Consider the following 26,586-nt stretch of genomic DNA (forward strand, 5'->3'; position numbering starts at 1 on the left):
GCTTCGCGCGGGCTGAACTTCAGATGTCGATGATGCCATTGTGCCAGTGTTTTGCCCGACGAGTCAAACGCACGATCGCCCCGCGCGCTGGCCGAAGCAAACGAAACGACGTCCCTCCTCCCAGCTCTCTATGTGGTGCGTTTGTTCAAAAGTGAACTTTGGATTCAGCCGTCGCACAAAATGAGTAAGTGGCTCAAAGGCTGCAAACAGCGCTTGAAAATAGCGCGCAGATTTCCTGGCCGACCTATCAAATGATGAGGACTCCTTGCAAGACGGATCGTACAGTTAACCATCACCGCGAGGCCCCCCGGCAGATATCGGTGATGAGAACGCCTGATCGCGCTCCCGCCTTCTCGAACATGGGAGCATCGCCATGTTGAAGCGGCGTCGTTTCAAACAGACCAAGACACTTCACCAGAGGCTTCAAGAGGAAGCCGCGCAATTGCGCGAGCAGGCGCGCGCGCTCGCGCCGGGACGTCGCCGCGAGATGCTGCTGCGCCGCGCGCGGCAGGACGAGACGGCCATTCAGATCGAGGCCTGGCTGCATTCGCCCGGCCTGAGGGCGCCGACATGAGCGGGCATATCCCGCTTATCTGGCCGGCGAAGACGGCGGCTTCTGTCTATGCCGCGCGCGACAGCTGCGCCGTCCGCTCGATCCGCGCTTCCAGCAAGGCGACCGAGGTCCGTAAATTGTCGCGGCGCTCCCGCATATTCAGCGCCAGCATCGAATAAGTGGGGCTGCGCGGATCGGCATTGCCGGCATTGCGCTCCTCCTCGGCAATATCGCCGTCCAGCATCTGGATACGCCAGTGCAGGTCGGAGATCAGAGCATGGAGCTGCAGGGACGCGGTCGCTTCAAAACGGGACGTTGACTGCATGTGATCGCCTCAATCTGGAACGGCCCGATGGGCCGGGCCGGATTAAGACGTCTCATAGCAAGAGGGATGCCAGCGTTTGGAAGAGACCTGAAAGGTCGGGCTTGCCTCATTCCTCGGCCAGCTTCCGCTCGATATAGGCGTCAACCGTCTCGGCGAACGAGCGCTGCACGCCAACCGAGGTGACATGAAGCTTGAGCGCGTCCTGCTGGAGCACGCGCAGGCCGCGGCGGCGTGCGCTGACCGGAGCCATGGCGAGGTAATCGTCGATGGCATCGGTCGCCAGAGGGATGCCTTTCGGATCTCCCCGCGCGATCAGCAAACGCAGAAAGCTCAGGCAATCGGCCAGACCCGGCATGGGTTCGCCTTCAGCCTTGCCGCGATTTCGGCTTGGGCTTGCTGACGGGCTGGGTATGGGTCCCGAACAGGGCCAGCAGCAACGCGACTTCTTCCTTCGAACCGATCTGGATCATCAGATGTCTCCTTATCGCTCCGTTGGTCGGGCCTATCAGCGATGGAGTTCAGGACGATCTGGTTTCAGGATTGTTTCAGGACGGTTTCGTCGTAAGAGCATGATCCGGAAAAGTGTGAAGCGGTTTTCCGAAAAGATCATGCTCAAACTAAAAGAACCTCGCGGCAATGTGCTGTCTTCAGCTGCCCGGCTGCCAGCCGACGATCGCACCGACCAGGCACAGCAGCGCGCCGCCGGCCGTGCCGACCATCTGCATCCAATAGCGGATCGGCATGGTGTCGCGGCAAAACTCCTGCCGCGACCATCTCGACCAATCCCACCAATCGTCGCTGACGAACAGGATCTTGCGCTCGACATAGCCGTACCAGGCCTTGCGGACGCAGTAGATGCCGAGCCCGAACGCAGCAAGACGATAGAGCAGATCAAGAGCGGGGTTCATGCCAACATCCGGCCAAAGCTAACAGCCACCAAGGCAACATCTCTGCCTGTCTTGGTATCGCCGGAAGCGATGCGGGTTCAATTCGGCGACCGTCCCCCATCCGGGGATGAGATCATCCCGCGCGCTCGGTGGAAGGCGGGTAGCTTGTTGGCGCTGCGGCGGACATGGGTCGGCAGGCAAAAAGCACCCGCCTTCGGAGTCTAAGGGAAGAACGGAGGGAACGTTGCCGCACCCAACGCTATTAGAGGCACCCGAAGGCGGGGCCGCAAAGGGCTTAAGTTTACCAACGGAGGACGACTGCAATATTTTCGCCGGCCTCCACCGCAAACGATACCAAGCCTGATGGTAGAGCTCAAGATCGGACCGGCGCCGGACTCATCCGGATACTGGCAATTTAGCTTCGACATCGGAACTGAGTTTGAGATGCCGCGTTTTCCCGGCACTGGATGAGGAACAAACGACGCGAACCCCCGGGAGGGTGGTTGGCCCCGGCTTCTGTAAAAGCCGGGGTCTCATCATTTGGAAAGCCGCTTAGGAACGATATCGCTACTACCAAGTTTTCCCGATACCCTTCCCCAAAGGGTGACCCCAAGTCGGCCCCAGCTCCATCGCCCCCACTACGTGAGCTGGGGCCTTTTTTGGCACCCCACAGAGGCGGGGAGTTTGAAAGCTCGCGAACTTGTGTTCGCCCTCTTCTCCCACGTCTAGCCGATTGCCTGGTGATGTGCTCAGCCGCAAGCAGCTTTAGGGCGAGCGTAGGGGAATGCCTCAGGGCTGCAGCAGTGAGAGGAGCCTTTGGCGGTCTTGATCGCGCAGGCGCTGTGCTTCACGCAGCCGTTCCAGCTCCCTTTCAGCAGCCGAAGTATTCTCGCCTTCCTTTTTCAAGTCGAGCACCAGCCGCTCCTGTTCTGCAAGCTGTCGCTCTCCTGCCACCACGTCGCGCTCAACACGGCTCAACTCATCATAGATCGAGGTTCTGTCCATCGAAGTGCTCCTCAGTGCAAGATCAACCCCGATCCGGATTTCACCGTTCCCTTTCTTATTGCCAAATTTCCCCGACGCTTTGCCGCGACGTCGGAAGACGAAAAACGAGTCTTTGGAACGCCGCGTCATGGTAATGATTGAGCAAAGAGCGAACTCTTCGGAGGAAGACAGCGATGCGTCCGATTTTGGCCTTGAGCGTCCTGCTGAGCCTGTGCGGCGTCGCGAACGCGGCAAGCGTGCATCACGGGCACCACCGGCACGCGGCGGTTCGTCCCCATCATCACATGTACCGGTCAGGCTTTGCCTATGCGCCGCGACAATATTATCGGTCCGCCAACCCTTGCGACAGGCCAGAACCATATTACGGCGCTTGCCAGGGTTACGCGCCCGGCGAAAAGCAGCAATTTCTCGAGAGCGTGCTCAACCCTTATTAGCTGAGAGCCGCAAGTGGGAGTCTCATAGCGCCGCCTCTTCTAACGGCGACCTGGTCTCACTGGAACGAATCAATCTTTAATCGAATGCCCCCCTGCGGATTCGGCGAGACGAAATCTCTTCGCGCCATGTTGGCACATGTCCGTTCTCGCGTGAGGGAGCCATGTACTACATTGCTGGCTTATTGCTTGGGCTGTCGGGACTGTTCTATTCGGCGGGCCATCACGAGCTCGGCTCGTTCGGGGCCGATGTGTGCAGCTATGGCGGCCTGTTCTGCGACAGCCCCGGAGTCCTCTTCACCGGCGCGGCGCTCTCCGCCGCCTGGGGCATGTTCGTCAGCATCAAGTAGGGATCGCCGGTCGCACCGCGAGCTCCTTGCGGACGGCGGCCGCTGAATTCCCCACCTTGTCGACGGCCTGTTGCAGCTCCTCCCTGGAGACGCCGAGCGCATGGCTCCAGTACTTGACCTCCCAAGCCTCGTGCATGTTGATCTTGCTGCGATCCGGCTGCTCGCGCTTCGTCAGGCGGTCCATTGCAACGTCCTCCTCGGAAAAGAAGAACGTCGCCACGCCCGCCCCGTTCCGAAGCAGAGCTGGTGAAAATTCGTACGGCCGATTTGATTCGGAAAATCAGCTCAGACGTCGGGCCGCTGCAGCCCGCCGCCAACGAAACCAGCGGCCGACTTGATAAATGTTAGTCGCGGGTGCGGTCGGGCTCGCCCCACTTAACATTTGTTGGGTTTGCCTCTTTCGCTAACGCATCGTCCACAATGTTGAGAGGCGGGAGCGGCATGATTTAACCTTTGTTGTCAACAGCACGCCGGAGTCTATGCTTTTTGGCCGTCACGCGCTCAGTCGCGTGGGGGAATCGAGTGCCGTGACAAGCGACATGATCTGGGCGCCGCTGTTTCAGCGCCTGAAAACGACGACCGGCGCGGACGACAGGGATTTGGAAGCACTCGCTGCGCTGCCGTTCACGCTCCGCACCTTTCGCGAAAACCAGACCGTTCTGCGCGACGGCGAACAGCCGAGCGAATGCTGCCTGATCGCCGACGGCTTCTGCGTCCGCTCCAAGACGATCATGGACGGCAGGCGCCAGATCCTCTCGATCCACATTCCCGGCGACCTGCCGAACCTGCAGAACCTCCACTTCCCAACCGTCGACCACGACCTGATCGCGCTGTCCGATTGCACGCTGGCCTTCATCGCCCACAAGGCGCTGAACGACCTCATCGGCCAGCGATCCGGTGTCGGCGACATGTTCTGGCGCGACACGCTGGTGGATGCCGCGGTGTCGCGGGAATGGATCGTCAATGTCGGCCAGCGCTCGACTCACAACCGGCTTGCCCATCTGATCGTGGAGTTGCGCGAACGGCTGCGCCTGATCGGCCGCGTGATCGACAATACCTTCGAAATCCCGCTGACGCAGGAGCAGTTCGGCGAAGCCATGGGCGTGACGAGCGTGCATACCAACCGCATCCTGCGCGAACTACGGATCGACGGCGTGCTGGAGCTTCAGCGCGGCACGGTGCGGATCCTCAACGAGCACAAGCTGCAGGAGCTCGCCCAGTTCGACGGCCGCTATCTGCAGATGTCGCCGTCGTCCTAGAAGCATGCTCCGGAGATAGTCGCGGACCGCCGTAAGCGGGCGTCATGCCCTGTTCTTGAAGTGGAGGTAGACCCGCCAAAACCGGGCCATGGAACTTTCCGGCCATGATCGCGCTTAAACCTTGAATTCGCAATTTCCGGAAGGTGAGCCCTGTCAAACCGATCCAAACTTCAAGCGTCCAGCGCCGCCGCCGCTCCGACAAAGGCGGCGCCGACGCTGCTGCAACGGCTCGGGCCGGGCCTGATCACGGGAGCGGCCGACGACGATCCGTCGGGCATCGCCACCTATTCCCAGGCCGGAGCGCAGTTCGGTTACGGTCTGCTCTGGACGGTATTCCTGACCACGCCGTTCATGATCGCCATTCAGCTGGTCAGCGCGCAGATCGGTCGGGTCACCGGGAAGGGGCTCGCGGCGAATGTAAAAGAGCTCGCTCCGCGCTGGATCGTGATGGCGCTTGTGGGCCTGCTCGTTGCCGCAAACACCTTCAACATCGCCGCCGACATCGCCGCGATGGCGGAGGCGCTCTCGCTGGTCATCGGCGGGCTCAATCACGAACATGCGTTGATCTTCGCGGCCGGCTCGACTCTGCTCCAGGTCTTCCTGCCCTATCGCCGCTACTCGCCGGTGCTGAAATTCCTGACATTGACGCTGTTCGCCTATGTCGCGACCGCCTTCACGGTGGAGATTCCGTGGAGCACCGCACTGCTGTCGGCGGTATGGCCGAAGGCGAACGTCAGCGCCGATTATTTCATGATGGTGGTCGCCGTGCTCGGCACCACCATCAGCCCCTATCTGTTTTTCTGGCAGGCCTCCCAGGAGGTCGAGGAAATGAACCTCGGCACGCGCGACCGACCGCTCCGTGAGGAGACGCGACGCGGCGCCGATCCCGAGCTCACGCGCATCAGGGTCGATACGACGCTCGGCATGCTGCTGTCGAACGGCATCGCCTTTTTCATCATCCTGACCACGGCCTCGGTGCTGAACGCCAACGGCGTCACCAACATCAACTCGGCGACGCAAGCGGCCGAAGCGCTGCGGCCGCTCGCCGGCGACTTCACCTTCGCGCTGTTCGCGCTCGGCATCATCGGCACGGGCCTGCTGGCAATTCCGGTGCTGGCTGGCTCGGCGGCTTATGGCGTGGCGGAAATCTTCGGCTGGCGCGCGACGCTGGAGGCAAGGCCGGAGAAGGCGGTCGGCTTCTATACCATCATCGCGGCCGCGACCATCATCGGCTTCGGGCTCGGCTTTACCGGGATCGACTCGATCCACATGCTGGTGTGGAGCGCCGTGCTCAACGGCATCGTCGCGGTCCCCATCATGGCGATGATGATGGTGATCGTCTCGAGCAGGGCGATCATGGGCCGCTTCAAGGCAAGAAGCTGGCTGGTCGCACTGGGCTGGCTCGGCACCGCGCTGATGGCGCTGGCCGTCCTCGCTCTGCTCGGCTCGTCGCTGATAGGCTAGACCGGCGACAGCGCCGCCGATATCTGCGAGGCGATGATGAAGGCCGCAATCACGGCCGGCACACTGATGAACCGCAAGAACTGGTCGACTGAAAGCATTGTTGTCTCCCGAAAGACAAAGCGCCCTCGCTCGTGCGCGCTACTCCACCCCTTGCGCGACGTGCTGATCGGCTGTGAGCAACCGATCGGAGATGGCGGCCCCACTCATCGTGAGGAGCGCCAGAACCGAAATCATGGCTAGGAACTGCATGCGTCCTTGATCGGGTCCGATTGCAGCCAAAAAAGTCAGGGCTTGGCGCATTTCGGGACCATCCCAAGAAACATCATTCCCACCGGATTCTACGGGCCTCGTGCCAGAAGGCCCAAACTTCGATGGCTGGGCAAGCATTTGCGGGCTTCACCGCACTCAGTCGTTAGCCTAACAATTGTGGCTGGGCCCGAGCTTGCGACCGGGACCACAAAACCAATAACGCCCTTGCCGGGCGACAGGGAGCGACATGGCAAAATCATCAAAAGCAACAAGTCTCGAGATCCTTGCCTGTGATGCAGGCTGGAGAAACTATCACTTCGTCAAGGTGACGACGGAAGACGGCGTCGTCGGCTGGAGCGAGTTCGACGAGGGTTTTGGCTCGCCGGGCGTCGGTGCGGCGATCCAGCGCCTGTCGGCGCGCGTGATCGGCCAGAATGTCTTCCAGCATGAGCGTATCCATGCTGAGCTGTTTGCCGCCACCCGCCCTGCCGCCGGCGGCGTTGTGGCGCAGGCGCTAGGCGCGATCGAGAATGCGTTGCTTGATGCCAAGGCCAAGTGCCTGGGCGTGCCCTGCTATGAGCTTCTCGGCGGCAAGATCCGCGACCGCGTCAGGGTCTATTGGTCCCACTGCGCTACTTGGCGGATCAATCATCCCTCCTGGTACAAGCCGCCGATCGAAAATCTCGACGGCGTCAAGGCCATGGGCCGTGAGGTGCGTGAGAAGAAATTCACCGCGCTAAAGACCAACATCTTTTCCTATGATGACGGCAAACCCACGGGCTGGCGGCCCGGCTTCGGCTCGCCCTTTGCGCCCGAGATCAATGTCGACCGCAAGATCCTGCGCGACCTGCGCATGCATCTCGAGGCAATCCGCGACGGCGCGGGCCCTGATGTCGACATCTTGCTCGACTGCAATTTCAACGCCAAGACCGAAGGCTATTTGAAGATCCTGCGCGAGATCGCCGATCTCGACATGTTCTGGATCGAGATCGACAGTTTTAATCCGGAGGCCCTCGGCTACATCCGCCGGCAGAGCCCGCATCCGATCTCATCCTGCGAAACGCTGCTCGGCCTGCGCGAATTCCTGCCCTATTTCCGCGAGCAGGCAATGGACGTCGCCATCATCGACACGCCCTGGAATGGTGTGTGGCAGTCGATGAAGATCGCCTCAGCGGCGGAAGCCTTCGAGGTCAACGTCGCGCCGCATAATTTCTACGGGCACCTCTGCTCGATGATGAACGCGCATTTCTGCGCGGCGGTGCCGAACCTGCGCATCATGGAGATCGACATCGACCGCCTCGCCTGGGATCGCGAACTGTTCACGCATGAACCGGACATCCAGAACGGCCATCTGATCATTCCTGATAGGCCCGGCTGGGGCACCGAGCCCAACGAGGAGGCGCTTCGCGCGCATCCGCCAAAGACGACAGGCGGGCTCCTCAGTTACGGCCGCAAGAGCTGACGGCTAGACCATGATCTGGAAAAGTGTGAAGCGGTTTTCCGAAAAGATCATGCTCAAACAAAGAGCTAAAGCGCGATGACGATTCGTCCTAATCGCATCTCGCTTTAAGGTGTCACCGGATTGACGGTCGGGGATGTCTTCGGCCCCGGCCGTTCCGGTTCGACTGGCGATTTCGGTTCGGTCGGAAGCACCTTGGCGCCCGCCGCGCGGGCGGCTTCGCCTGTGGTCGCATACATCGCGACATAAGCCGGCTGGGTCTTGGCGCGACTCCACGGCCCGTGGTCAACGATCAGCATCGCAGCAATCGTCACAGCGGCCACGATCATCGCGATCACGCCGGGGTGCCGAAGTGCTATTGAGATGGAATTTGCGAAGCGAGCTGTTGCCATCGGAAAAACTGCACCTTTTCTCTCGTGGATCAACGCAAAGCGGGCCCGACGAGTTCCGGTTTCGGATCAGCAAGTTCCGAGCCAATGCGAGGGGAACTCACAGGCAACTCTGCTCAACGCTTGATGTCGGGCCGCGCGTCGCCGACAAATTTGTCGCGGTTTGGCATTTTGATCGCTGCGAGCGACTTGGCATCGAGCGTGGCATCATCTCGCACCAATCCGTTCAAGTTCAGGATGTAGGCCGACACTGCGTACACGTCTTCATTGCTGAGCGATTGCGGCGCGTTCTGCGGCATCGCGCGGCGAATATAGTCGAACAATGTTGGCGCATAAGGCCAGTAACTCCCGACCGTCCGGATCGGCCTTGGTGTCCCGATTGTGCCTTGTCCGCCAACGAGTCGGTCGCCAATAGCGCCCTCGCCCTTCTCGCCATGGCACGAGGCGCATTGTTGAGCGAATACACCACGTCCCTGGCTGACCGAACCGCGGCCTGCCGGCAGATTGCTGCCGTCACGTCCGACATCGATATTCCAGCCGGCAATCTCCGCTGCGGTGGCCTGCCGCCCAATGCCATAGGTGCTTTGCGCCTGCGCGCTGCTCGCCCAGATCAAGAATACGAGAACAACGCCGCAGATCTCACGCCAGCGCATTGGTCACCTCCCCGTCGGCACTGATGCGCCAGGGCCAGATTGCATTGTTGTGGTAGAAATAGTTCTCGCCGCGTACTCCGAGCAGCTCGGCGAGCGTCGGCTGCACATAGCCGGTCTCGTCGACCGCACGGCTCTGGATCACCGCCGGCTTGCCGTCCCATCGCCAGGGCAAGCGGAAGCGCGTGAGCGCGCGCGTCAGCACCGGCTCCTGCAATCGCGCATCCTGCCAACTCTTGCCGTCATCGACCGACACCTCGACTCGCTGGATCTTGCCGTGGCCGCTCCAGGCGATTCCGGTGATCTCGTGGAAACCTGTTGCGTTGAGGCGCTGACCACCCGAGGGACGGGTGATGATCGACTTCGCCTCCATGTAGAAAGAGAACTCACGCGCCGTGCCATCAGGCAGAAGATCGGTATATTTCGAGGTCTCTTCGCGCGAGTAAGCGGGCTCCGCCGTCACGTGCAGGCGCCGCAGCCATTTCACATTCATGTTGCCTTCGAAGCCAGGCAGGAGCAGCCGCAACGGATAACCCTGCTGCGGGCGCAGCCGCTCGCCGTTCTGGCTATAGACGAGCAAGGCATCCTCGAGGCATTTCTCGATGGGGATGCTGCGGGTCAGCGCGGCGGCGTCGGCGCCTTCGGCGATGATCCATTTGGCCTCCGGCTTCAGCCCAGCTTCCTGAAGCACCGGTTTCAGGCTCACGCCCGTCCATTCCGCACAGCTTAGCAGACCCACGAGGTCCGACGCGGTCCTGCCATAGGGCTTGGTGTAACCGGGATTGCCGGAGCATTCGAGAAAATGAATGCGCGATTCCGACGGGAAACGCCTGAGATCGTCCATCGTGAAGATCAGAGGGCGCTCGACGAGACCGTGAAGCATCAAGCGGTGCTGCGCCGGATCGATGGTCGGCACACCGCCGTGGTGGCGCTCGTAGAACAGCCCGTTCGGCGTGATGATGCCATCGAGATCCTGCAACGGCGTGCGGCCGGACGCGGAGATGTACTGTTTGAGGTTCTTCGAGATGTTCTTGACCACGCCCTTCTCGAACGGCGACGGCGCACCATAGGGCTGGCTCCCCATGGGATCGCCGGGCGCCTTCATCCAATCGGGCACGTTGGGCGGAAGGTTGTCCGTCTCCGCCGCCGTCGACGCACCAGCTCCAAGGACAACGCCGCCCGCCGCGGCGCCGCCACTTTGCAGGAAGCGTCGGCGTGTGGTCCCGATGGGTTTGTCGCTTGTGTGGATCTTGTTGCTCATGGCGGGCCCTCGGCTGAAGCTCGGCCCGCATGAAACCTGCCGCGAAGCGCGTTTGCAATTGGCGCGCATTTCAAAAGCAGGCGATTTCGATCAAGACTGGTCTAGTTTCACCGGCCGTGACAGCAGTTCCATTCCGTGCAGCGCACAAACGGTGCGTGCGTCACTCGCCCGGCGCGATTGCGTTGCTGGGCGTCGGCCGATCGGTGATCTGCTGGCCGAACAGGCTGCCAATCAGTTCGACCGCGGTGCGCGCGGTGCGCCCGCGCTCGTCCAGGAACGGGTTGAGCTCGACGATGTCGACCGATCCCACCACCCCGGAATCATGCAGCAACTCCATGATCAGATGCGCCTCGCGATAGGTCGCGCCTCCCGGCACCGTGGTGCCGACGCCGGGCGCGACGCAGGGATCGAGAAAATCGACATCGAAGCTGACATGCAGCACGCCGTTATTTGCCTTGACGCGCTCGATCACGCGCCGGATCAGCACTGCAACGCCGAACTCGTCGATCTGACGCATGTCGACGACCCTGATCCGGCGGGCGCGCATCAGCTCCTTTTCGAGCTTGTCGATTGAACGCGCGCCGAACAGATCGAGCCTGCCAGGATCAATCGAGGCGCGTGCATCATCGCCCAGGAGGCCATCGAGGCCTGCCTCGCCGCACAGGAACGCGGCCGACATGCCGTGCATGTTGGCTGTAATCGTCGTCTCGGGCGTGTTGTAGTCGGCATGCGCGTCGAGCCAAAGCACGAACAGATCGCGTCCGCGCTCCCGCCAATGGCGCGCCATGGCGTTGACCGATCCCATCGACAAGGTGTGATCGCCTCCCAGGAAGATTGGCAATGCGCCGGTTTGCGCGATTTCATAGCCGCGACGGCTGAGCACGCGCGTCCAGCGCTGGATTTCGCGGTAATGATTGGCGTTTGCCGGCGGCCTGTCGGCGAGATCCCTGATCTCGGCCACCGAAAGATCGCCATAATCGACGACTTCGAAATCCAGGCTTTCGAGCAGGGTCGCAAGGCCGGCGGTCCGCAGCGCGGCGGGACCCATCAAGGTGCCGCGCTGCGAGGCGCCCATGTCGATGGGCGCGCCCAGCAACGCGATGCGCCGGGCTCGATCCGTGATGGTTCGATCGGTCACGGCAATCTCCTGAGGTCAGCAAGGCTGCACTAGCCTAACAGAGATTCGCATCCGGCGTTTCACGGGGGAGCCGGAACAAATTCCCGCGCGCGGCATTTTCCCACCAAGGCCGGTACCCGCCGTTCAAGACGGCGCCTGTCGCGGATAGCCAAAGGCCCTCGGGCCCGCTGTTCAAAACGAGCGCACGCGCGGATAGCCAAAGGTACCGGTCTCAGTTCTTCCGTCAGGTTCTGGAGGTCGCGAGCTTGAGCACGGACATACCGCAGCCCAATCCTCAGCCCGGCATGGCCGAGCGCGCCATCGATGCAGCGACCGACGTGTCGCACACCATCGGCGAGGTCGCAGGAGGCTTGCATGCCGCCGTCGATCGCCTCACTTACGCGATCGACGAAGCGCGAAAGCCGGGCCGGCCGCTTTCGACGGTGGCGGCGATCACGCGCGAGGCCCCCCTGGCCAGCCTGTTCGTCGCATTCCTCTTTGGCGTCGCAATCGCGCGCCGGCGCTGACGATCGGTTCAGGCGGCGCTGACGGCTTCGAGCTCGGCCGCCAAGAAGGTCTTTTCGAACGCGTCGGCAGGCATCGGGCGACCGAAGAAATAGCCTTGCCCTTCTTCGCATCCCATACCGACCAGGAAGTCGGCCGTAGCGCGGTTCTCGATTCCTTCGGCAACAACCGTCAAGCCGAGCTGCTTGCTGAGGCCGATGGTCGAGCCGACAATGGCGGCATCGTCGGAATCGGCGAGCAGATCGATCACAAAAGAGCGGTCAATCTTGAGCCCGTCCAGGGGAAATTTCTTCAGGTAGCTCAGGCTTGCATAGCCCGTTCCGAAATCGTCGAACAGAATGCGTACGCCGAGTTGCTGGATGCGCTTGAACATGTCGAGCACCCGGACCTCGTCGTGCAGCAGGATGTCCTCGGTAACTTCGATCTCGAGCAGCGAGGGAGTAAGTCCCGTCGTTCTCAGCAGCTCCGCAACGGAATGCGCGAGATCGCCGGAGTGGAGCTGCGATGGCGAGAGATTGATTGCGACGCGGACCGCATTTCCCGACAATTCCCACGCGCGCGCCTGCCGGGCGGCGGTCTCCATCACCCAGCCCGCGATCCGCTCGGACAGCGCCGAGGTGTTGACCACCGGCATGAACTCGCCCGGCGAGACGTAGCCGCGCATCGGGTGACGCCAGCGGATCAACGCTTCGGCTCCGACCAGGCTGCCGTCGATCAGGCGGACCTGGGGCTGATAGAACAGCTCGAACTCGCTGCGATCCGCCGCAAGCGCCAGTTCGCTCTCCAGCGTCAGCCGGCTTTCCAGCTCCTGCCTGATCGCGCTTTCGAAGATCACATGACCTCCGCGCCGCGTCAGCTTCGCCTTGGTGAGCGCAAGATGGGCGTTGCTAAGGAGATCGTCCGCGTTCTGTCCCCCGTCGGGATAGACCGCAACACCCATGCTGATCCTGACGCGGTGCTGGCGCGTACCCGTTGCGAGCGGCGCATCGAACGCGCGCACAATCCGCTCGGCGAACGCGGCTACAGGCTCGCCAACGGTGGCGCAATCCAGCGCAATCGCGAACTCGTCACCGCTGAGCCTTGCGACGAGCGCCTTGCCGTCGACTTCGGTCCGCAGGCGCTCGGCCACCGCCCGCAGCACGAGGTCGCCGGCTGCGTGTCCGAGCATGTCGTTGATCTGCTGGAAGCCATCGAGTCCGAGCACGAGCAATGCGACCTCGGAGGACCGCCGCTCCGCAGCAGCGATTAGACCGACGAGGCCGGCGTGCAGCGTGTTGCGGTTGGCAAGTCCGGTCAGCGCATCGTATTCGGCGAGATATCTGACACGTTCGGCCTCGCGCTTGCGCACCGAGATGTCGCGCAAGATCGCGCCATACTGGAAGCCGTCCGTTCCCTGCCAGCCCGAAAAGCTCGCCTCGACCGGAAAGGTTTCGCCGTTCTTGCGTCGTCCTTCGAACTCGACGACCACGGCGCCGCCGGGGACCAGCAATGCCTGTCGCGCCGCGTCTCGGATCGCGAAGGCCTTCGCACCGGCTTCCGCCGGAATCACGCAAAGCGTTTCGAACGGGTGACCGATGATTTCGGTCGGCATATAGCCAAAGATCGCGCTTGCACCGGGATTCCAGACCGTGATCCGATGATGTTCATCGGTGCAGACCAGACCATCGCCGAGCGACATCGCGATACGGTGGAACCGACTTTCGGCGATACGTCCCAAGAGGCTGCGGAAGTCGATCTCGTCCAGCGCGATGGCTGCCAGATAGGCGATGATCGCGATGTGGAAGAGCGAGGTGTCGATGATGAGCGGCCAACGCTGCTGCACCAGGACCGCAGTCAGTTCGATACTGGCGCCGGCTGCAACCAGGATGGCGACGCGGGCGCCGGGCGCAACACGGCGCCAGGAATACATCATCAGTAGACAGATCACGGCAAGGCCGACAATCATGCCGACATCGGACGTCCAGCGCAGCATACGGTTCTGAAGGACCGATTCTGTCGCCAATGCCTGGAGCACAGGTCCCGCGATGATGCGGCCGTTGGGAACGCTGAACCGGTCCCCCAGTTCGAGTGCGGTAGCACCGACGATGACCTTCTTGTCCCTGAGCTTATCGAGCGCCGCGGCGTCACCCCGCAGCACGTCGACATAAGAAACAACAGGAATAGATCCTGCCCGAATGCTGAAGTCGATCAGGAAAGGCGGACGCCGGTCGACGTTCTGCCCGGCCAAGACGACCGCCATCGACGGCATCTGCGCATCGCCGAGTTTCTCTCCGACCGGGTAGCGGCGAACCAGTCCATCAGATTCAACCGCGACATTGACGACGGCCGGCCATGACTGTCTGCTGAACGGCTTGAGGGGACGATTGATGTGAACCGCGCCATTTGGCGTGGGCTGCTTGAAGGACGGCAGGATCGTCGAGCCGCCGACCTTCCGAAGCGCGGTGAGGAAAGAATCGTCGGAGGCTGGATCCGAGGGCGTACTGAAATCGATGTCGAAAGCTATGTCCTGCGCGCCGGCAGCCTCGAGCCTGTGCAGGAGGTCGGCGTGCAGCCTGCGCGGCCAGGGCCATACGCCGATCTGATCGATCGAGGGGGCATCGATGGCCACCACGACGACGCTACCGGTGGCGGAACGCGACTGCCAGCCGAAGCGCAAATCGGTAAGCGCGTTGCGCAGCGCGCCGTGCCATCCCGTGGACAGCACGACCGCCAGCGCGATCACGACAAGAATATGCGGCCGATAGCGTTTCACCCGATCCTCCCGCGCCCCCGCTCTCGCGGCGGGCGCGCCCCCATCGCCCCTAGGAAATCGCCTTAGTGATGGTGACCATTCCCGTTGCCGTTGCCATTGCTGCCGTTACCGCCACCGTTTCCGTTGCCGTTACCGTTGTTGCCCTTGCCGTTGCCGGTGGCAGCACTGTTGTTGGCAGCACTGTTGTCATCCCCTTTGTCGGATTTATTCTTGGGCGTTCCACTGTTGCCGGGCACATCGCTGGTCGACCCGGCACTGGTCGCAACATTGGTTGTCGCGCTTGACGACGTAGACGAGCCGCCGGCCGCGGATCCACTGCCGCTGACAGTGACCGCCGTGACGCTCGAGCTGTTGGAGGTCGTGGTCGTCGTGCTCGACTTGCCATCGCTCCACACCGTGTCCGTGCTGGCGTTCGCATTGCGCACCCGTCCCGGTGCGACGGCACTATGGGCGAGCCCGTGCGTGACCTTGTGGAAGTTCAGCTTGACCTCGCCGAGCGAGCTCGAGATCCGCACGACGCCAGGCTTGGGCGCGTGAGTTCCGCTTGCCTGACGCGAATGCATCGGCACGCCCACGACCTTGATCCCTTTCTCGATCTTGCCAAGCGCATGGATGGCATGGCCATTGGCAGCATCGCGGGGCGCTGACAGACCCGACTTCGGCACGGGGACCCGCTCGATCGTCGGAGCACGCGGCTTGCCTTGCTCGATCGGATTGAGTGTGCCGGAGCCATTCAGGCTGAGCCCGGACTTGCCATGCGCGAAGGCGGTGGCCACCTGGCCTTGCATCACCTGGGCGATCTGGCCGGTCTTGAAATCCGACACTTCAACCTGCCCGCGGAGCACGCCGACCTTGGTGCTGCCTGCGCCCACCGTGACGCTGAAATGCGTTCCCTTGACCACGGCGGCGAGGTAAGGCGTCTCGACCTCGAAATGCTTGACGTTGCGCTTCTCGACCTCGAGCAGGATCGAGCCCGCCTGCTGGATGATAGTGGTCGAAAGACCCTCCTTCTTCTCGGCCGGCACGCCGACCACCGAGTTGGGAGAGATCAGGATCGTCTCCTCACCGCGAACGAGCAGGACGCGCCCGTTCCGGCCGGTGCGGATGGTATCCCCCGGCTTCAGTGTCTCTTCCTGGTTCAGCGAGACCTGCTGCGCGCCACTGGTCGCGAGCCAGACCTCGCCCGATGACTTGCTGACCGACCAGACGCCGTCATCCGCGGCGGATGCGACGGATGCGGCTCCCAGGACCAGCGCTACCATCACGGCGCACCGCATTCCAATTCGGACAAGCATAATGACCCTCAGCCGGAGTTACTGCCGAGCCTTCTGCGTATCCGAGATCACTCAAGATTAGCTTAGCGGTAATCCGGGAGTCCGGCGGCCGCATTAACGGATCATTGACCATAAAAAACTAAGAAAAATCATGCAGCTACTGAATCCTTACCGGAACCAGGCGACGTCTCCGTCAAACTACGCAGGACGATCGACGCATAGCGCCGCAGGACGGTACCTGGCTGCCGCCTTGGTCCTCCTATGGTCGACAGCTGCGGGAATCCCCCAATCACTCGCGCAGCAGGCGAACCAGCCGGGATTTAACCCTCTTCAGCCGGAGAAATACTTTGAAAACCAAACCAAGCAGGAATCCCTCGGCCGTCCGCCGGTGAAGCTGCCCTCGGTCGGCGGGCCCAATACCGGCGGGGATACCAAGCCGCAGTTCGTGCTGCGCGACATCGACGTGACCGGCGCCCGGGCCATCCCCCATGATCGCATCGCCGCAGTCTACCAGACCTATCTCGGCAAGCAGATCTCGCAAGCTGACCTCGCCACGATCGCTGGCGCGATCAGCGATCTCTACCGGGTCCAAGGCTTCCATCTGAGCCGGGCGATCGTGCCGGCGCAGGACATTGCCGGCGGCCGTGTCCGGATCCAAGTCATCGAAGGCTCGATCGTCGAGGCCGAGCTGAAAGGCGACGGTGCCGAGCAGTTCGGCGTGAGGCCAATGCTCGGGCCGATTCTAGCCGAACAACCGTCGCGCCTGGCAACGCTCGAACGCCAGCTCTACCTCGTCAACGGCCGGCCGGGCGTGCGCATCGCTGACACCTCGCTGGAGGAGATCGGCGGCACGACCGGCCGCTTCCGCCTCACCGTCTATCTGAAGACCTGGCATGTCTTCACCTCGTTCGGCCTGGACAATTTTGGCTCGTCGTCGGTCGGTCCGTGGCAGACCTACGCGACGGGCGCGTTCAATTCCTACCTCACGCCCGGTGACACGCTCGCCGTCAACCTGTCGACCATTGCCAACGACCCGCGCGAACTCGGCTTCTCTCGGCTGTCCTATGACGCCCCGGTCGGCGTCGACGGCGTTCGGCTCGGTGGATCGGTGCTGTACAGCGCAGTCAGGCCTGGGGATGCGCGGCGCCTCGCCAGCGACATCACCACGACCGAGGCGTTCGAGTTGCATGCCAGCATTATCCCGCTCCAATCCCAATCGTCCACGCTGACCCTGACTGCGGCGACGACCTTCAGCAATGTGTCGGAGCACGATCTGTACGGTCCCTGGTACAACGACCACATCAGAGCCGCGAGCCTCACTGCCGACTACCGGCTGCAAGATGGCTTCGGCGGCACAAACTACGCGACGATGACGTTTCGCCAGGGCCTCGATGTCTTCGGCGCATCGCATGTCGACGACGATCTGTTGTCGCGCGATGGTGCCACCTCGAACTTCTCGGTGCTGAACTTCTGGTTTACGCGCTACCAGACGCTCAACGACGCATGGTCGCTCAAGCTGTCTGCAGCGAGCCAGACCGCGTCACGCCCCCTGTTCACTTCGCAGCAATTCTATCTCGGCGGTGCAGCCTTCGGCCGCGGCTATGGCGCGGCCGAGATCAGCGGCGATAACGGTCTTGCCGGCTCGCTCGAGGTGCGTTTCGACCAGAAGCTCAATTTTCGCTACTGGAGCGGCTACCAGCTCTACGCTTTTGGCGACGCCGGCGCCGTCTGGAACGACGGCTACCGGCTGAGCGACGGCCTGTCGCTGACATCGGCCGGTGCAGGCGTACGGTTCTTCCTGGCGCAGGATCTCCAGGCGGATTTCGGCGTGGCGGTGCCTTTGAGCTACCGCGCGCCGGACAATGAACGCCGCAGCCCGCGCTTCCTGTTCACGCTGTCGAGTGCGTTCCGGCTCTGCCCCGAACGCGGCAGAAATGGCTGCCTTTAGCCGCGTGGCCCTTTCTTGATGCGGCCCTTTTGCGGTCGTCCTCACAGACTTGCCTAAATTTAATCCCGCAATCTGGTCACGATCGCTCGATCCGGCCGTTTTCAATAGCCATGTTCAGTCAAAAGTGATTGAGACGGAACTCATGAAAAGGGTGTTTGCAATTCTGGCTTTTCTCTGTGTCCTCGCGGCGGGCCAGTACGTTATCGTCAGCAAATTCGCGATCCGGCATGAGATGCTGTCCTTGTTTGACGCCGCGCGTCAGCGGCCGATCTCGGTCGAGATCGCGGTGCGGCGCGACTACGAGACCAAGGCCAATCTCGGTCTTTGGAAGCTTCCGCTCGCCATCATCAGCAACGGCAACACGGTCAAGGCCACCGAATATTCCTTCCTTGCCAACGTCCTTGCGGCGCGTGGCTATCTGGTCGCCAGCATCCAGCAGGATCTGCCGAGCGATCCGCCCCTGATGACCCATGTCGGCCAGAAATATGTCGGCCGGCGCGAGGTCTATATCCGCTGCGAGGCCAACATCCTCTTCGTGCTGAACACATTGAAGGGGCGGCAGGAGAATGCCGACTACGACCACATCACGCTCGTCGGTCATTCCAACGGCGGCGACGTCTCCATGTATGTCGCGCAGCAGCATCCCGAACTGGTGTCGAAGGTGATTACGCTCGACAATCTCAGGGTGCCGTTCGTCCTCAACGACCGCATGAAGATTCTGTCGTTCCGCTCCAAGGATCCGCATTTCCTGACCGACCCCGGCGTGCTGCCGACGCCGGAAGAGGCAAAGGCGCGGGGCATCGACATTATCCATACCGGTGCGCAACACACCGAGATGAGCGATCGTGGGCCCGACTCGGTCAAGGAGAAGATCCAGGCGACACTTGACCGCTTCCTGCGGGACAGTGCCAGCAGCGCGCTCGCGCCTGCCGATACCACGGCCCCGATGATCATGAACCCCGGCGACTATTAGTCGGGACGCTTTGCGGCAGATCAACGCAACTCCATGCCGGCCGGGATAAATGGCCATACAGCATCGGAGAGGCACGTGTTACACCATACCGAAAGGCTTGATGCGACCAGGCTCGACATGGAGAGCCTTGGCCTCCCTCCGGCGAGGGCGCCTGCACCCATGCGCCATTTCTATCGCTTGGCCCGCAGGCTGTTCCGCTCGATCATCGCACGTATCGACCTCTCACAATTTCCGGGATCATGCTGCGGCTGAGTAGACGGTCCGCAAGCGAATGTAGGCAGGTGATGAGATGCGCGCAGCAGCAAGACGAATTTGGCTCCTGCTAGCGACAGCCGCGAGTTTGGGTATATCGCCTGTTCTGGCGGCCGACCCCAATCACGGCGCCGATCTTGCCCGGCGCTGGTGCGCAAGCTGCCACCTCGTGACGAACAGCCAGGCTCAGGCCAGCGTCGACGTCCCCTCCTTCGCATCGGTTGCGCGCAAGCCTGATTTCAGCCCGGAGAGGCTCGCGTTCTTCCTGCTTGACCCCCATCCGAAGATGCCGAACTTTCCCTTGAGCCGGACCGAAGCCGCCGACATCGCGGCCTACATCGGATCGCTGCGCCAGTAGCTGGCTCGTTCCAAACCCTCAAAATGCAAATCCCTGCCGGAGGAGCCGACAGGGATCAGCAGAAAGGACGATGGACGGCGGATGAGCTTCATCCGGTGGCCCATCATGGACCTGCATGGGAATTGAAATGCGCATCAACCCGCCGCGCAAGATCAATTTGTGAGCAGACAATCCAGATCAGGATTTACCCTTGCCCGGCTGCATGAAGTTGCCGGTCATCTGGCGCATGTGATCGCCGGCGTTGGTGAACTGGCTGCGCAGGAACTCGGACTGGATCCGCATCGCCTCCTGAAGGTCGGTCGCGTGAACCAGCTTGCGAGCATGCTCGAATGCCGCCTTCATGTTCTGCTCGGTGAAGGCGAGCGCCTGCTTGGACACGTCCGCGCTCGCGCCAGGAACCGACGACATCGATTTGGTGGCGGCATCGAAAAACATGCCGAATGCCTTCTCCGCCTGGTCGATCGTCTTCTCCGCCAGGTCGCGCAGTTCAGCCGGAACTTCGAGCTTCGGTTCGATCATGGTCGTACTCCTCCCTCTTTTTCCTGTTTGATTATCACATTTGCCGCACCGCCTTCCAGCGGCCATGCTTCAGCAGGGCCGTCACCTGGGGGTCCATCGCCGGCCGGGAGGACGGACAGAGCGTATTGCCGGCGCCCGGCCAAAGCTTAGGACAAGGGATGGTCGGGGAGCGTTTCGTCGGTGACAAGATCCTCGACGAGCTTGATGACCTCAAAGCGCTGGCGGGGGGCAAGCTTGAGAAAGGCGCGCAGCAGGCGGAGGCTCTCGACCGTGCCGGTCGCGGGTGCACCGAGCTTGAGATGCAGTTCAGCCGCGAAGTTGAGGTTCTTCATCTCGCACCTATCATAGGATCGGTCCTTCGGTTCGGGCGTCGTAAGCCCGATCGAGGACCTGATGTCGTCACCGAACGCCACGGCGACGACGAACTCTAGGTCGGAGCACCCGGCAGGCTGGCGCGCTGAGCAGATCTCAACAAGGTTGCAATTATGTCAAGGAACAACCCGTCGGGCAAGCCAAACCGTGAGACTTAGCGATGCTTCGTCGACAGCGTGCCACGGCAATTCCGGATAACAGGAATACTCACCGCAGTCACCCACCTGCGTCAAGAAGCAGCATCATCACCACAAGGCTCCGACCGCTGTCAATTCGACCAACGTTTCGCATCGTTTCTGACATGCTCGGAAACTGGCAAAACCCGGACTAGCGCTTCTTCAGCGTATACACGTAATCGTTGAGCCCGATTTCGGCGGTTGTATCGTCGACGAAATGAAGGTCGATCTCGCAGCCCGTCTCCAGTGTCCTGATATGGGCCCCCATGAAGCCGAGCGAAACGGCAAGCGCCTTGGGATCGACCGTCTTGTCCGCGCTGTACATCTCTTCGAATGCGCCCTGGAAGAGCATGTCTGGACCATAATCCGTCACCTTGTAGTGCGGCTTGGCGCAGGAAAATGGACGCGGACCGGAGATTTCCCCGGTCTTGAGAGCCACTGTCTTGCCCATCAGCCGCGCGCGCTCGGCATCGTCAGGCTTGCGATGCGGATCGGCCCAAGGCGCAAGCACGGCCGTCGTGACGGCCCAGTTTCCGACAAAAAACGGATCGGCGGCCACGGCGGAGCCAGCCATGCCAAGCGATGCGAACAAACAGGCAATATGGGTGGGTTTCATGCGGCAAGTCCCCTTCACGTCTTGGACTCCTCGCCCCGCATCAGGGTTCATCACGATCCGATATTTCTCGCTCCGTGAACCGTCGTTCAAGAACGTGCGACCAAGCGGTTGCGAAACGGCCACGCGGATCACGGGCGCCATGGCTGATGAACGATTTTGATTCGGGCGCACTCAGCACCAAAGGACGACGGCATGCTTTCTCGCTGCGATCTCATCAAGGGCGCCGCGGTTGCGCTTCTTACTCTCTCGACTCAGGGCGCGTGGACGCAGGAGACCAAAATGAACCTGTTCAAGATCGTCACCGTCAAGGACGAGATCATCATCGGGCTGTCGCCTGACGAGCTCCAGGCGCTTGGCGGCAGTGACGCAAGCGCAGTTGCGCACGCTCTGGCGCAGAAGGGCGACCTCACCGTCTGGCAGTACAACGTGCATCGCGGGCAGAACGGTGAAATGCAGCAGGCCCCCACGGCCAAAATCGGGCTTTTGGCCAACGCTTCGCTCCGCGTCGAGCCCTACACCACGCCCTACCAGATCATGCCGCATCCGTGACGCGAGATCGGGACGGCCGGCGGCAAAGCCGCCGACCCATCCTTCAGCGGCGCCGCGCTGAGGCATCCGTCGCAAAACCGTAGACCAGGGCCAGCCGGTCGAGGCATTCGCGAAAACGCCGGGCGAAATAGTCGTTCCAGCGCTGGGTGCGGACAGCGCGCCGCTGCCCGATCTGATCCATGGTCAGGCCGAGCACGAGCACATCATGCACCAGCGCGGCGCCGTCGGTACCAAGCTCGCGTTCGACCCGGTTCAGCCGTAGCACGGCCTGGCGCTGACGCTCGGTCAGGGGCTCGCGAGAGCGCGTGCCGTCGACATATTCGCGGGTCGGATCCATGGCCTGCGGGCCCCGCTCTGCCCTCTCCCAGTCGTTCTGGTAAGCGCGACCACCTCGATATTGCGCCTCGTCGATCTGGTGATGCGAGTGCAGTCGGCCGAGCGGATCATTGCGAATCGACCGCATCGCCACGATCTTCTCGTCGGAATCAAGCGCGAGCGGGTTGTCGACCTCTGCCTCCATGACCTCGGCATTGAACGGCAGGTCACGCGAGCGCCGGTCGTGAAGTTCGGTCAATCTGTAAGACTTGTTGCGTTTGGCACGAGCCACTGGGAAATTCCTTGCCAATTGACGTGAAAATGGGACGGTCGCGCGCGGGTCAGGCGGCGGAGACGAGCCTCAGCACGACGGCAGCAGCCGTACGGGCCGCGCCGGGACCGCGCGTCAGACGCGCATGCGGCGCGCAATAGCTCGAGCCGGGTTGACGTGGGTGACCGCAGAAGCTGATCTCCTCCCCGTCCTTGTCGCCGCCATAGGGGTAGCGGCAATCGCCTCGTTCGAGCTCGTGCAGCGTGATCAGGCGCGGCTGGATGCCGACGCAACGCAGTTTGACGGGTTGGGCAGGTTTCAGGGCCGATGGCGGCGGCAGGTTCAGGCCGGGTGGCACGGCACGAGGCGGTGTGCGCGGAGCGGGCTCGCCCGGCAGGGACGGCACGATCGACGGACTTATCATTCGTTCAGGCGTGGCGAGCCCAAGCCCGAGCCGCTTGGCGCGACCGATCACGGCGTTGCGGGTGTAAGCCGTTCCAAACCTTGCGTTAATCCGTCTTCCGATCTCCCCATATGACAGTCCCTTGAAGAAATAGTCGCAAAGCGCGTCGGAATGCTCCGACGACCAACGGCCCGGTTCCATGCTGCTGTCCTGTGATGCGCCCCGATCCCACGATCCTGAGGCGAAACACACCTTCCGTTATTCCGAAGGTGGAGTCAAGCCGTATTTTCTGATATTCATAATTGCATTAATTCCGAATTTCGGATTACAAGGGGCTGAGCCATGGCAATCGAGGGAATCACCATGTTGGACGTTGCGATGATCGAGCGGGGCCTGGAAAAGACGGGCAAGAGCAAGGGCGGGCTGGCCGCGGCGATGGGCGTACGCCCGGGTGCCGTGTCGGAAATCCTCGGTGGTGAACGCCTGGTGAAGGCCTCGGAAATCATTCCGATCATGGAATATCTTGAGCTGAACCTCGCGCCGATCATGGGTCGCGTCGGGGCCGGCGCCGTGATCGAGCCCGACGTCGAGCAGGTTCCGCCGGAAGGGCTCGGCGACATCGCGCTGCCCTTCCCGATCATGGAGGAGACCGTCGCGTTCGAGATCGTCGGCGATTCGATGCTGCCCAAATATCAAAGCGGCGACGTGATCGTTGTCTACAAGGACCAGCGTCACCCGTTATCGAGCTTTTACGGCGAAGAGGCCGTGGTCCGACTCAAGACCGGCGAGCGCTATCTGAAGACCATCGAGCGGGGCAAATCACCGTCCGTCGTCAACCTCACCAGCTTCAACGCCAAGCCGATCGTCGGCGTCAAGCTGGATTGGGTCGGAGAGATCTGCCTCTCGATGCCGAAAGGCCAGCTCGAGCGGTTGCGCGCCAAATCGGCCCGCTCGCGCAAGAAGGGTCGGTAAGCGAAGATTTTCCGATTCTCGGAAGTAAATCTTCACTTCCTTGTTATTTTCAGAAATTCTCTCTGCCGCGCCCCGATCATCTAGGCGCGGCAGGATCGTTTGATGCAGTATTTCGTCGTGATGACCGATTACGGGCGCCGCGGTCGCGAGGCGGTGGTCGATCCTGAAATCACCAGGCGCGAGGTCATCTCCCGCGTCAGCCCCGGCGAATATCAGAACATTTTGTTCATCACGAAGTCGCGGACAATTCCGTCGACAACGTGACCGAAGCCATTTTGGCCGAGGCCGCCCCCCGAAATCCCGCCTGAAGACGTTGACCTCCAGGCCAGCCGCCATGACCACGCTTGCGACCTGCGCAAGCACGAAAAAGCGTGATGCAGGCTGAAACAACCTGCGTCACGGCTCAACCCAAGCTCACACCGTCAGAACGGTCGATCCCGTGGTCTTGCGCGCGGCAAGGTCGGCATGCGCCTTGGCGGCATCCTTCAGCGCATAGGTCTGGTGCACCTCAATCTTGACCGCCCCAGACTTGACGACGTCGAACAGCTCGTTCGCCATGGCGACCAGGTTCTCGCGCTTGGCAGCGTAGGTGAACAATGTCGGCCGGGTAACGTAGAGCGAGCCCTTCTGCGCCAGCAGACCAAGATTGAGCGGTTCGACCGCGCCTGAGGACGCACCGAACAGCGCGGCGACGCCAAGCGGCGCGAGGCAGTCCAGCGACTTCAGGAACGTGTCCTTGCCGACGGAATCGTAGACCACCGGCACCTTCTTGCCGCCGGTGATCTCGTCGACGCGCTTCACGAAATCCTCGCGCGTATAGATGATGACGTGGTCGCAGCCATGCGCCTTGGCGAGTTTCGCCTTCTCGTCGCTGCTGACGGTGCCGATCACGGTTGCGCCGAGATGCTTCGCCCATTGGCTCAGGATCAGACCAACGCCGCCGGCGGCGGCATGCAGCAGAATGGTATCGCCGGCCTTCACCCGGTAGGTCTGCCGGATCAGATATTGCGTGGTCAGCCCCTTCAGCATCATCGCCGCCGCGGTCTTGTCGTCGACGCCGTCTGGCAGCTTCAACAGCCGGTCGGCCGGGATCAGCCGCTCCTCGGAATAGGCGCCGAGCGGCGAGGCGCCGTAGGCCACGCGATCGCCCGGTTTCAGATCAGTAACGCCGGGGCCGACCTCCTCCACGACGCCAGCTGCCTCGCTGCCGAGCCCGCTCGGCAATTGCACCGGATACACACCCGAGCGGTTATAGATGTCGACGAAGTTGAGGCCCACGGCAGTGTGGCGGATGCGCGCCTCTCCCGGGCCAGGCTTGCCGACACTGACCTTCTCCCAAACCAGGACTTCCGGACCACCGGTCTTGTGAAAACGAATGGCGTGAGTCATGGGCGTTGCTCCCTTATCGTTGCGTTGATGGTCCGACAAAAAGCGGATCGGCCGGAGAAATAGCCATTTGGTCCGCCCGTTACAGTATAGAAGACGTAACAAGAATGTCACAGTGAACGACAAACCCTCGCCGTTCCGCCTCTGTTCGAGAAAGTTGATGAGGGTCTGGGAGCCACCGGCAGTAGCTTCTGCGCGGGGTTTGGTGGTCGCCTGCGAAGGAGAGCCGAGATGCCAGCTTATGTACAGCATCATCAGGACATCGAAATCGCGCCTGTGATTTGCCCGACATGCATAGGGTTCCTGCCGATGTATGTGCGCGAGGTCGAGCCGCACTGGAGCCTTGCCAAGATCGACTTCGTCTATGAATGCGCCGATTGCGGCGCCGAGGTCAGGCAGACCATCCGCAAGCCGGAGCTGCTGCGGCACTGATCGCACGATCAGCTGCCCCTAAGTATTTGCGCTGAACGGAAAAAGTGCCGCTCAGCGCGGGTCAGGCCGTCCCAAACGAGGCTTGTTCTTTGCCGGGAACGCAGGCAGAACAAGCTTCAAGCAAGACATTTGGGAGCGCCATTTCGTGGCTGATCAGAACGCTTCGACCTCGATCGAGGCAGTGGAGAGCGGCCTCGCCGCGCAAGGCTATATCGCGAGCCGGCAGATCGCGACCGCCGTCTACCTGTCGCAGCAGATCGAGAAGCCGATCCTGGTCGAAGGCCCCGCGGGCGTCGGCAAGACTGAGCTCGCCAAGGCAATCGCCGCCTGGCGCGGCAAGAAGATGATCCGCCTGCAATGCTACGAAGGCCTCGACGAGGCCAAGGCGCTCTACGAGTGGAAATACGCCAAGCAGCTGCTCTACACCCAGATCCTCAAGGACAAGCTCGGCGAGGTCCTCGGCGGCGCGCAAACGCTGCATGCCGCGCTCGATCAGCTTCATGATTTCGGCGACGTGTTCTTCTCCAAGGAATTCGTCGAGCCGCGCCCCCTGCTCCAGGCGCTGGAACAGCCGGGCGGCTGCGTGCTGCTGATCGACGAGATCGACAAATCGGACGCCGAATTCGAATCGCTGCTGCTGGAGATCCTCTCCGACTTCCAGGTCACGATCCCCGAGCTCGGCACCGTCTCGGCGATCACACCGCCGACCGTGATCCTCACCTCCAACAGCGAGCGCGATCTCGGCGATGCCCTGAAGCGGCGCTGCCTGCATCTGCATATCGGCTTCCCCGAGCAGCGGCTGGAAGAGCGCATCGTCGAGAGCCGTGTGCCAGGCATCTCGCAGACGCTGCGCCGGCAAATGGTCGGCTTCATCCACGAGATCCGCTCGCTCGATCTGAAGAAACTGCCTTCGGTCAGCGAGACCATCGACTGGGCCCGGGTCCTGGTGCTGCTCCAGGCTTCCGAGCTCGACACCGAGATCGTCAAGGACACGCTCAACGTCCTGCTGAAATATGAGGCCGATATCGAGGCGGCATCGCCGCAAGTGACGACCTTCATCGCCAAGGCAGCCCGGTCCAACGTCTTCGGTTGAC

At 62.0% G+C, this 26,586-nt stretch carries 31 protein-coding genes and 1 pseudogene; 15 read left to right on the plus strand and 17 right to left on the minus strand.

Annotated features, from left to right (window positions below; all coding sequences use genetic code 11):
- Window positions 1-373 precede the first annotated feature (373 nt).
- Window positions 374-574 (plus strand): hypothetical protein, encoded by a 201-nt coding sequence (locus tag XH98_RS00555; protein ID WP_271617456.1) that lies wholly within the window; start codon window positions 374-376, stop codon window positions 572-574.
- A gap of 46 nt (window positions 575-620) precedes the next feature.
- Here the strand turns inward: XH98_RS00555 and XH98_RS00560 are convergent, their stop codons facing one another.
- From XH98_RS00560 to XH98_RS00575, 4 genes are all read right to left on the minus strand, one after another.
- The gene (locus tag XH98_RS00560; protein WP_271617457.1) at window positions 621-878 is read right to left on the minus strand and encodes a hypothetical protein; all 258 of its coding nucleotides are present in this window, start codon (window positions 876-878) and stop codon (window positions 621-623) included.
- A 106-nt stretch (window positions 879-984) separates the two neighbouring features.
- Window positions 985-1,233, minus strand: a complete 249-nt coding sequence (locus tag XH98_RS00565) for a hypothetical protein (protein ID WP_271617458.1) — start codon at window positions 1,231-1,233, stop codon at window positions 985-987.
- A gap of 292 nt (window positions 1,234-1,525) precedes the next feature.
- Window positions 1,526-1,786 (minus strand): hypothetical protein, encoded by a 261-nt coding sequence (locus XH98_RS00570; RefSeq protein ID WP_271617459.1) that lies wholly within the window; start codon window positions 1,784-1,786, stop codon window positions 1,526-1,528.
- A gap of 768 nt (window positions 1,787-2,554) precedes the next feature.
- Window positions 2,555-2,770, minus strand: coding sequence for a hypothetical protein (locus XH98_RS00575; RefSeq protein ID WP_057749644.1), 216 nt, complete (start codon window positions 2,768-2,770; stop codon window positions 2,555-2,557).
- Window positions 2,771-2,943: 173 nt separating this feature from the next.
- On the opposite strand from XH98_RS00575, the gene XH98_RS00580 reads away from it, so the two are divergent.
- Window positions 2,944-3,204, plus strand: a complete 261-nt coding sequence (locus tag XH98_RS00580) for a hypothetical protein (RefSeq protein WP_271617460.1) — start codon at window positions 2,944-2,946, stop codon at window positions 3,202-3,204.
- Window positions 3,205-3,365: 161 nt separating this feature from the next.
- A complete protein-coding gene (locus tag XH98_RS00585) occupies window positions 3,366-3,551 on the plus strand; it encodes a hypothetical protein (protein WP_271617461.1) in 186 nt (61 codons plus the stop codon).
- On the opposite strand, the gene XH98_RS00590 is transcribed toward XH98_RS00585, so the two are convergent.
- The gene (locus XH98_RS00590; RefSeq protein ID WP_271617462.1) at window positions 3,544-3,735 is read right to left on the minus strand and encodes a DUF3606 domain-containing protein; all 192 of its coding nucleotides are present in this window, start codon (window positions 3,733-3,735) and stop codon (window positions 3,544-3,546) included. The two genes, XH98_RS00585 and XH98_RS00590, sit on opposite strands and share 8 nt — an antisense overlap.
- Window positions 3,736-4,078: 343 nt before the next feature.
- On the opposite strand from XH98_RS00590, the gene XH98_RS00595 reads away from it, so the two are divergent.
- From XH98_RS00595 to XH98_RS00605, 3 genes are all read left to right on the plus strand, one after another.
- Window positions 4,079-4,810, plus strand: a complete 732-nt coding sequence (locus XH98_RS00595) for a Crp/Fnr family transcriptional regulator (protein WP_271617463.1) — start codon at window positions 4,079-4,081, stop codon at window positions 4,808-4,810.
- A 216-nt stretch (window positions 4,811-5,026) separates the two neighbouring features.
- Entirely contained in the window at window positions 5,027-6,274 is a 1,248-nt protein-coding gene (locus XH98_RS00600; protein ID WP_271617728.1) for an NRAMP family divalent metal transporter, read from the plus strand.
- A 496-nt stretch (window positions 6,275-6,770) separates the two neighbouring features.
- Window positions 6,771-7,985, plus strand: a complete 1,215-nt coding sequence (locus XH98_RS00605; RefSeq protein ID WP_271617464.1) for a mandelate racemase/muconate lactonizing enzyme family protein — start codon at window positions 6,771-6,773, stop codon at window positions 7,983-7,985.
- A 104-nt stretch (window positions 7,986-8,089) separates the two neighbouring features.
- Here the strand turns inward: XH98_RS00605 and XH98_RS00610 are convergent, their stop codons facing one another.
- From XH98_RS00610 to rocF, 4 genes are all read right to left on the minus strand, one after another.
- A complete protein-coding gene (locus XH98_RS00610) occupies window positions 8,090-8,374 on the minus strand; it encodes a hypothetical protein (protein WP_057749656.1) in 285 nt (94 codons plus the stop codon).
- A 113-nt stretch (window positions 8,375-8,487) separates the two neighbouring features.
- Window positions 8,488-9,024: a c-type cytochrome gene (locus XH98_RS00615; RefSeq protein WP_271617465.1), complete on the minus strand. Its 537-nt coding sequence runs from the start codon at window positions 9,022-9,024 to the stop codon at window positions 8,488-8,490.
- A complete protein-coding gene (gene soxC, locus XH98_RS00620) occupies window positions 9,011-10,282 on the minus strand; it encodes a sulfite dehydrogenase (protein ID WP_271617466.1) in 1,272 nt (423 codons plus the stop codon). The genes XH98_RS00615 and soxC overlap by 14 nt, the downstream gene beginning before the upstream one ends.
- A 160-nt stretch (window positions 10,283-10,442) precedes the next feature.
- Window positions 10,443-11,420 carry an arginase gene (gene rocF, locus XH98_RS00625; RefSeq protein WP_271617467.1) on the minus strand — a complete coding sequence of 326 codons (978 nt, stop codon included), beginning with the start codon at window positions 11,418-11,420 and terminating at the stop codon, window positions 10,443-10,445.
- A 245-nt stretch (window positions 11,421-11,665) separates the two neighbouring features.
- Between rocF and XH98_RS00630 the strand changes: the two genes are divergently transcribed.
- Entirely contained in the window at window positions 11,666-11,926 is a 261-nt protein-coding gene (locus tag XH98_RS00630; RefSeq protein ID WP_057749668.1) for a hypothetical protein, read from the plus strand.
- An 8-nt stretch (window positions 11,927-11,934) separates the two neighbouring features.
- On the opposite strand, the gene XH98_RS00635 is transcribed toward XH98_RS00630, so the two are convergent.
- Both XH98_RS00635 and XH98_RS00640 read right to left on the minus strand, forming a co-directional pair.
- Window positions 11,935-14,676 carry an EAL domain-containing protein gene (locus tag XH98_RS00635; protein ID WP_271617468.1) on the minus strand — a complete coding sequence of 914 codons (2,742 nt, stop codon included), beginning with the start codon at window positions 14,674-14,676 and terminating at the stop codon, window positions 11,935-11,937.
- 62 nt (window positions 14,677-14,738) lie between these two features.
- Window positions 14,739-15,971, minus strand: a complete 1,233-nt coding sequence (locus XH98_RS00640) for a FecR family protein (protein ID WP_271617469.1) — start codon at window positions 15,969-15,971, stop codon at window positions 14,739-14,741.
- Window positions 15,972-16,101: 130 nt separating this feature from the next.
- On the opposite strand from XH98_RS00640, the gene XH98_RS00645 reads away from it, so the two are divergent.
- From XH98_RS00645 to XH98_RS00655, 3 genes are all read left to right on the plus strand, one after another.
- Window positions 16,102-17,898 (plus strand): ShlB/FhaC/HecB family hemolysin secretion/activation protein, encoded by a 1,797-nt coding sequence (locus XH98_RS00645; protein WP_271617470.1) that lies wholly within the window; start codon window positions 16,102-16,104, stop codon window positions 17,896-17,898.
- Between the two features lie 142 nt (window positions 17,899-18,040).
- A complete protein-coding gene (locus XH98_RS00650) occupies window positions 18,041-18,871 on the plus strand; it encodes an alpha/beta hydrolase (protein WP_271617471.1) in 831 nt (276 codons plus the stop codon).
- A gap of 289 nt (window positions 18,872-19,160) precedes the next feature.
- Window positions 19,161-19,481: a c-type cytochrome gene (locus tag XH98_RS00655; protein WP_271617472.1), complete on the plus strand. Its 321-nt coding sequence runs from the start codon at window positions 19,161-19,163 to the stop codon at window positions 19,479-19,481.
- 177 nt (window positions 19,482-19,658) lie between these two features.
- Here XH98_RS00655 and XH98_RS00660 read toward each other — a convergent pair whose 3' ends face one another.
- The 3 genes from XH98_RS00660 to XH98_RS00670 form a co-directional block, all read right to left on the minus strand.
- Window positions 19,659-20,000, minus strand: a complete 342-nt coding sequence (locus XH98_RS00660; protein ID WP_194481422.1) for a phasin — start codon at window positions 19,998-20,000, stop codon at window positions 19,659-19,661.
- 146 nt (window positions 20,001-20,146) lie between these two features.
- Complete coding sequence (locus XH98_RS00665) at window positions 20,147-20,332, minus strand: hypothetical protein (RefSeq protein ID WP_128950591.1); 186 nt, start codon at window positions 20,330-20,332, stop codon at window positions 20,147-20,149.
- A 367-nt stretch (window positions 20,333-20,699) separates the two neighbouring features.
- Window positions 20,700-21,305, minus strand: coding sequence for a hypothetical protein (locus XH98_RS00670; RefSeq protein WP_271617473.1), 606 nt, complete (start codon window positions 21,303-21,305; stop codon window positions 20,700-20,702).
- Between the two features lie 51 nt (window positions 21,306-21,356).
- Here XH98_RS00670 and XH98_RS00675 point away from each other — a divergent pair, with 51 nt between their 5' ends.
- Complete coding sequence (locus tag XH98_RS00675; protein ID WP_271617474.1) at window positions 21,357-21,713, plus strand: hypothetical protein; 357 nt, start codon at window positions 21,357-21,359, stop codon at window positions 21,711-21,713.
- A 43-nt stretch (window positions 21,714-21,756) separates the two neighbouring features.
- Here the strand turns inward: XH98_RS00675 and XH98_RS00680 are convergent, their stop codons facing one another.
- Together XH98_RS00680 and XH98_RS00685 are read right to left on the minus strand one after the other, a co-directional pair.
- Entirely contained in the window at window positions 21,757-22,320 is a 564-nt protein-coding gene (locus XH98_RS00680; RefSeq protein ID WP_271617475.1) for a hypothetical protein, read from the minus strand.
- 49 nt (window positions 22,321-22,369) lie between these two features.
- Entirely contained in the window at window positions 22,370-22,903 is a 534-nt protein-coding gene (locus tag XH98_RS00685; protein ID WP_271617476.1) for a GcrA family cell cycle regulator, read from the minus strand.
- A 162-nt stretch (window positions 22,904-23,065) separates the two neighbouring features.
- On the opposite strand from XH98_RS00685, the gene XH98_RS00690 reads away from it, so the two are divergent.
- Together XH98_RS00690 and XH98_RS00695 are read left to right on the plus strand one after the other, a co-directional pair.
- Window positions 23,066-23,674: a S24 family peptidase gene (locus XH98_RS00690; RefSeq protein ID WP_271601405.1), complete on the plus strand. Its 609-nt coding sequence runs from the start codon at window positions 23,066-23,068 to the stop codon at window positions 23,672-23,674.
- A 102-nt stretch (window positions 23,675-23,776) separates the two neighbouring features.
- Window positions 23,777-24,049, plus strand: a pseudogene (locus XH98_RS00695) (hypothetical protein).
- 39 nt (window positions 24,050-24,088) lie between these two features.
- Here XH98_RS00695 and XH98_RS00700 read toward each other — a convergent pair.
- Window positions 24,089-25,063 (minus strand): quinone oxidoreductase family protein, encoded by a 975-nt coding sequence (locus XH98_RS00700; RefSeq protein WP_057749707.1) that lies wholly within the window; start codon window positions 25,061-25,063, stop codon window positions 24,089-24,091.
- Between the two features lie 228 nt (window positions 25,064-25,291).
- On the opposite strand from XH98_RS00700, the gene XH98_RS00705 reads away from it, so the two are divergent.
- A complete protein-coding gene (locus tag XH98_RS00705; RefSeq protein ID WP_271617477.1) occupies window positions 25,292-25,492 on the plus strand; it encodes a hypothetical protein in 201 nt (66 codons plus the stop codon).
- A 145-nt stretch (window positions 25,493-25,637) separates the two neighbouring features.
- Window positions 25,638-26,585, plus strand: a complete 948-nt coding sequence (locus tag XH98_RS00710; protein WP_220001011.1) for an AAA family ATPase — start codon at window positions 25,638-25,640, stop codon at window positions 26,583-26,585.
- Window position 26,586 lies beyond the last annotated feature (1 nt).

The sequence above is a fragment of the Bradyrhizobium sp. CCBAU 51745 genome (genome assembly GCF_028128715.1).
In the GTDB taxonomy this organism is placed as follows: Bacteria; Pseudomonadota; Alphaproteobacteria; order Rhizobiales; family Xanthobacteraceae; genus Bradyrhizobium; species Bradyrhizobium manausense.

Bases quoted from the DNA above. Each gene is read 5' to 3' on its own strand.
- XH98_RS00555 (WP_271617456.1), top strand. From the start codon at position 374: ATGTTGAAGCGGCGTCGTTTCAAACAGACCAAGACACTTCACCAGAGG.
- XH98_RS00560 (WP_271617457.1), bottom strand. From the start codon at position 878: ATGCAGTCAACGTCCCGTTTTGAAGCGACCGCGTCCCTGCAGCTCCAT.
- XH98_RS00565 (WP_271617458.1), bottom strand. From the start codon at position 1,233: ATGCCGGGTCTGGCCGATTGCCTGAGCTTTCTGCGTTTGCTGATCGCG.
- XH98_RS00570 (WP_271617459.1), bottom strand. From the start codon at position 1,786: ATGAACCCCGCTCTTGATCTGCTCTATCGTCTTGCTGCGTTCGGGCTC.
- XH98_RS00575 (WP_057749644.1), bottom strand. From the start codon at position 2,770: ATGGACAGAACCTCGATCTATGATGAGTTGAGCCGTGTTGAGCGCGAC.
- XH98_RS00580 (WP_271617460.1), top strand. From the start codon at position 2,944: ATGCGTCCGATTTTGGCCTTGAGCGTCCTGCTGAGCCTGTGCGGCGTC.
- XH98_RS00585 (WP_271617461.1), top strand. From the start codon at position 3,366: ATGTACTACATTGCTGGCTTATTGCTTGGGCTGTCGGGACTGTTCTAT.
- XH98_RS00590 (WP_271617462.1), bottom strand. From the start codon at position 3,735: ATGGACCGCCTGACGAAGCGCGAGCAGCCGGATCGCAGCAAGATCAAC.
- XH98_RS00605 (WP_271617464.1), top strand. From the start codon at position 6,771: ATGGCAAAATCATCAAAAGCAACAAGTCTCGAGATCCTTGCCTGTGAT.
- XH98_RS00610 (WP_057749656.1), bottom strand. From the start codon at position 8,374: ATGGCAACAGCTCGCTTCGCAAATTCCATCTCAATAGCACTTCGGCAC.
- XH98_RS00615 (WP_271617465.1), bottom strand. From the start codon at position 9,024: ATGCGCTGGCGTGAGATCTGCGGCGTTGTTCTCGTATTCTTGATCTGG.
- soxC (WP_271617466.1), bottom strand. From the start codon at position 10,282: ATGAGCAACAAGATCCACACAAGCGACAAACCCATCGGGACCACACGC.
- XH98_RS00640 (WP_271617469.1), bottom strand. From the start codon at position 15,971: ATGCTTGTCCGAATTGGAATGCGGTGCGCCGTGATGGTAGCGCTGGTC.
- XH98_RS00645 (WP_271617470.1), top strand. From the start codon at position 16,102: ATGCAGCTACTGAATCCTTACCGGAACCAGGCGACGTCTCCGTCAAAC.
- XH98_RS00650 (WP_271617471.1), top strand. From the start codon at position 18,041: ATGAAAAGGGTGTTTGCAATTCTGGCTTTTCTCTGTGTCCTCGCGGCG.
- XH98_RS00655 (WP_271617472.1), top strand. From the start codon at position 19,161: ATGCGCGCAGCAGCAAGACGAATTTGGCTCCTGCTAGCGACAGCCGCG.
- XH98_RS00660 (WP_194481422.1), bottom strand. From the start codon at position 20,000: ATGATCGAACCGAAGCTCGAAGTTCCGGCTGAACTGCGCGACCTGGCG.
- XH98_RS00665 (WP_128950591.1), bottom strand. From the start codon at position 20,332: ATGAAGAACCTCAACTTCGCGGCTGAACTGCATCTCAAGCTCGGTGCA.
- XH98_RS00670 (WP_271617473.1), bottom strand. From the start codon at position 21,305: ATGGCGCCCGTGATCCGCGTGGCCGTTTCGCAACCGCTTGGTCGCACG.
- XH98_RS00675 (WP_271617474.1), top strand. From the start codon at position 21,357: ATGCTTTCTCGCTGCGATCTCATCAAGGGCGCCGCGGTTGCGCTTCTT.
- XH98_RS00685 (WP_271617476.1), bottom strand. From the start codon at position 22,903: ATGGAACCGGGCCGTTGGTCGTCGGAGCATTCCGACGCGCTTTGCGAC.
- XH98_RS00690 (WP_271601405.1), top strand. From the start codon at position 23,066: ATGTTGGACGTTGCGATGATCGAGCGGGGCCTGGAAAAGACGGGCAAG.
- XH98_RS00700 (WP_057749707.1), bottom strand. From the start codon at position 25,063: ATGACTCACGCCATTCGTTTTCACAAGACCGGTGGTCCGGAAGTCCTG.
- XH98_RS00705 (WP_271617477.1), top strand. From the start codon at position 25,292: ATGCCAGCTTATGTACAGCATCATCAGGACATCGAAATCGCGCCTGTG.